This window comes from Methanosarcina baikalica (genome assembly GCF_031461075.1).
GTDB classification, from domain to species: domain Archaea; phylum Halobacteriota; class Methanosarcinia; order Methanosarcinales; family Methanosarcinaceae; genus Methanosarcina; species Methanosarcina baikalica.
Map to the genome: position 1 here is coordinate 1 of NZ_JAVKPK010000123.1, position 3,458 is coordinate 3,458.

Genomic DNA, 3,458 nt, shown 5'->3' on the forward strand with positions numbered 1-3,458 from the left:
GATTCAAATATGATTCAAGAAGCAATTTTGAGTTTCAGGATAAGTTCAATATATATTTCAAACAATATTTGAACAAATTGTTCTACAGAAATTCAGACTTTTTTCTGAGCGCAACTTTCTCCCCGCAGTATTTATGCAACTTTTTTGTTCCCCCTGCTTCGCTGACAATAGTAAGCATAGTTATGGGATCAAAAATTTGGGTTCCCATTATTGCTGTAATTCCTCTTTGAAAAAATGGGGTAGGATAAAGAGGGGCGCTTGGGCCGAGCAAGACAATTTCCCTTGCTGTACCCCGAAGAGAAAGGAGTTCATCGAAAGTCCTGTTGGCGAGAGTACTTGCACTGAGGATAATCACATCCGATGCAGGGAGAATCTCTCTGGCTTTTTCTGAGTGTAGGGTCCTGGTTTGAGGAGATTCGATTTCACGCTTTTCGAGGACAGTAAGTTTATCTGTTATTTTCAGGATTTTAGGGATGAGGGGGCCGAAATAGCCTACCATTGCAACCCCGTCTTCAGGTTTTATAAGATCAAAGATATCTATGTCCGAAGCCGGGAAGTTTTCAGGTTTGAGATTCCGCAGCATATGAAAAAGAGCGTTTGCTGCTGCAATCCCAATTGCAGTTTCAAGGGGGTTCCTTGACAGGGCCAGTTCAAGCACTTTATTTGCAGTTCTGCCTTTTATTGTGTCCTGAAAGCCCAGGGAAGGACAGCCGGAAAATTCGTAAAGCGGAGTACAGGCTACACCTCCGTAGTTTTCGGAAAGCAGCACTCCGGTATAGGCGAGCCCTATCCTGACATCTTCTACCTTAATTTTTTCAAGCACAGGACCGAATTCGCGCCTGAGTTCCCCCACAAGGGCGGATAATATCGTATTTTCTATTTGTCCGTTCTGATTTTCTATTTCAGATAGTTTTGTTTTTTGAAAGTTTTCAGCTTCTGGCATTCGGCCACCTTTTTTAGTATGGAATCTAGATATGTCTGAACATACATATCGGGTAATAAAGTTTTTTGAAAGCCAGAGTATCAAAATATTCGATAATTGTTTTTGTAACCGTTTAGAGTTGCTTTCGAGCCTATTGGCTTAAAAAAGAATTTTAAGGCTTCTTTTGATTTTATTAAATCTCAAGCAATCTCTTTCTATATTTTTCCAGCTCTTCAGCCCCTTTTTCCCTGGACATACTGCTCGCTCCGTAAATTACGTATGAAGGCAGCACTTCCATTCCCATATATTCAAAAATGCAATGAGTTATCGACTCCAGGTGCTTATTAAGATCTCCATGGGCCCCTCCCTCGGAATACATCTCTTTCGGAGCTCCAGTAGTTGTAACAAGCATTGCGGATTTTCCTTTGAAGAGTCCGGTATTGTAGGCACTGTTTGTAACAGGGTTAAATCCAAACCCAGGCACTAGGACGCGGTCGATCCATCCTTTCATTATAGCTGGCATGAAAGTGAAATAAATCGGGAACTGAAAGATTAAGAGGTCAGCCCATTTCACTTTTCCCATCTCTTCCTTGATGTCAGGAGCAAAAGCCTCTGTCTTTGAGGCATTGAGGGCTTCAAGGAAGGGGTTGAAAACATCCGGTTTTTTCCTTTCCGGAAAATCCGAAGATTTCAGGATAGGGTCAAACTTCATAGCGTAAAGGTCAGAAAGCTTTACTTCGTATCCTTTTTCCTGCAAGGCAGCAAGGGCTGTATCTTTTAAAGCGCCGTTAAAAGATTTCGGTTCTGGATGTGCGTAAATGTACAAAACTTTCATTCAATTCCCCTCATTATATCTATGAAATTCATTTCCCTGAATAAAAATGTGAGGTTATCCGGCAGGGTCGCAAATTTGGACAGTATCTTCAAAGGCATGCCTAAATTATGGAATGTTGGTAGATAGATAACTATGAGAAAGGGTACATATTGCCCCTACTGTGGAGTATCTATTAACCGTGATCTTAATGCTTCTATTAATATACTCAAATTGGGATTACAATCAGTTCGTAAAACCGATAGATGCCCCTCACTGAAGTGAGGGGAGCCGTCATATCGTTTAAAGTCTTATGCTGCTGGTTTTTAAATTTAACTGTTTATAGTCTTATAACATCAACAATTGTAATAGCAGGCTTTTATGTCTGTGCCTTGAAACCTCCGAATAAACGGATATATCGCTTTATTTAAATATATAAGATATTAATGGAGTCTGATACGTATTTAATCCATCATTTTGGGTTATATAAAAAATCAAAAGTTTAAAAAAACTTATTTTCTGAAATAACTCCCTTTCAACTCTTTCTGCCTTAAAATAAGCTTATGCTCCAGGCAAGAAAATTCCTTAACCGATGGCCAATAAAGAATACTTTGGAGATACGATTGTGTGTATGAATAACTGATTAAATTTGAAAAAACACACGCATTCCCTATTTTTCTGGTAAAATATAGAGAGATTTTTATACCTAAGATTTTCAGCAACTCACTCTAAAAAAATTGATGTTTTAGGTGCTGTATAAGTATTAAAATGAGTTATTTGTAGATATATGCGGAATTAAAAATTTAAAAACTCTTATTTTATTCATAAAACCCTTTAAAACTCTTATTTTGTTAATTAAATCTTTTTAAGCTCTATTTTGTTATAAGTATGTTTATATTTAAGCTCGTTAATTTTAAAATTGTCAAGCTGCGACTAGTCGGCAAGACAACCATAATAAGTGAATATATTATCGACCCGTAGATCGCCGGGAAGGCAACTTAAAGAACACAACTTAAAGAACAAAACTGATGCTTTCAGAAACAAATCTGGAATTTATCGGTATTGATTTTCTAGTATAATATTGGATTTGAATAAATGTATGGAGTGGGGTATATGTTGAAAATGAAAAAGATACTCGGTATTTTACTGGCAGTTTGTTTTGTACTGTCAGTGACAGCTGCAGCAGCAAGCGCAGGTCCGGCTAATTACTTTAAAGACAAGAAAGATTTCAGGTATGATGACCACCGCTACGACAAAAAAGACCGCTACGACAAGAAAGATTTCAGGTATAATGACCACCGCTACGACAACAAGAAAAGACAACACCATCCTTCTCACTGGGGAAAACAGAGAGTAGGTCACAGAGAGTTTAGGAATCACTCCTGGACTATTGTCTATGTATACATACAGGTCTTCATAAAAGAATACTGGACATACTATTAAAACCATAAAGGAAGCAATTAAAATTTTATAAACATTTAACTGGCTAGCGTAAGTATTAATCATGCTGAAGTTAGCTAGTTAGATAATTCTGTTTTTGATGTTTATATTCTTTTTTTCTATGGGGCACTCTATCCCAAACTAACAGCATGAACTCTGTTTGATCTCTTTTCTGCGTCAGCAAGTGAAGATACACATGACAGAGATCAGCAAATATAAAAACACACGTCATAACTTTGAATTGTATGAAGAAAACAGAAGCGTGAAGACCAGTTATACATAATA

4 protein-coding genes are annotated in these 3,458 nt (G+C 37.5%); 2 read left to right on the top strand and 2 right to left on the bottom strand.

The features are described 5' to 3' along the window. Positions 1-82: 82 nt before the first annotated feature. Positions 83-943 carry a Rossmann-like domain-containing protein gene (locus RG963_RS16205; RefSeq protein ID WP_310577316.1) on the bottom strand — a complete coding sequence of 287 codons (861 nt, stop codon included), beginning with the start codon at positions 941-943 and terminating at the stop codon, positions 83-85. Positions 944-1,115: 172 nt separating this feature from the next. Beyond that, a complete protein-coding gene (locus RG963_RS16210) occupies positions 1,116-1,757 on the bottom strand; it encodes an NAD(P)H-dependent oxidoreductase (RefSeq protein ID WP_310577317.1) in 642 nt (213 codons plus the stop codon). 132 nt (positions 1,758-1,889) lie between these two features. Here RG963_RS16210 and RG963_RS16655 point away from each other — a divergent pair, with 132 nt between their 5' ends. Together RG963_RS16655 and RG963_RS16215 are read left to right on the top strand one after the other, a co-directional pair. Next, the gene (locus RG963_RS16655; RefSeq protein ID WP_396654750.1) at positions 1,890-2,018 is read left to right on the top strand and encodes a zinc ribbon domain-containing protein; all 129 of its coding nucleotides are present in this window, start codon (positions 1,890-1,892) and stop codon (positions 2,016-2,018) included. Positions 2,019-2,846: 828 nt separating this feature from the next. Further along, complete coding sequence (locus RG963_RS16215; RefSeq protein ID WP_310577318.1) at positions 2,847-3,176, top strand: hypothetical protein; 330 nt, start codon at positions 2,847-2,849, stop codon at positions 3,174-3,176. The last annotated feature ends 282 nt before the right edge of the window (positions 3,177-3,458 follow it).

Excerpts from the sequence above, each read along its gene's own strand:
- RG963_RS16205 (WP_310577316.1), bottom strand. The coding sequence starts at position 943 with ATGCCAGAAGCTGAAAACTTTCAAAAAACAAAACTATCTGAAATAGAA.
- RG963_RS16210 (WP_310577317.1), bottom strand. The coding sequence starts at position 1,757 with ATGAAAGTTTTGTACATTTACGCACATCCAGAACCGAAATCTTTTAAC.
- RG963_RS16655 (WP_396654750.1), top strand. The coding sequence starts at position 1,890 with ATGAGAAAGGGTACATATTGCCCCTACTGTGGAGTATCTATTAACCGT.
- RG963_RS16215 (WP_310577318.1), top strand. The coding sequence starts at position 2,847 with ATGTTGAAAATGAAAAAGATACTCGGTATTTTACTGGCAGTTTGTTTT.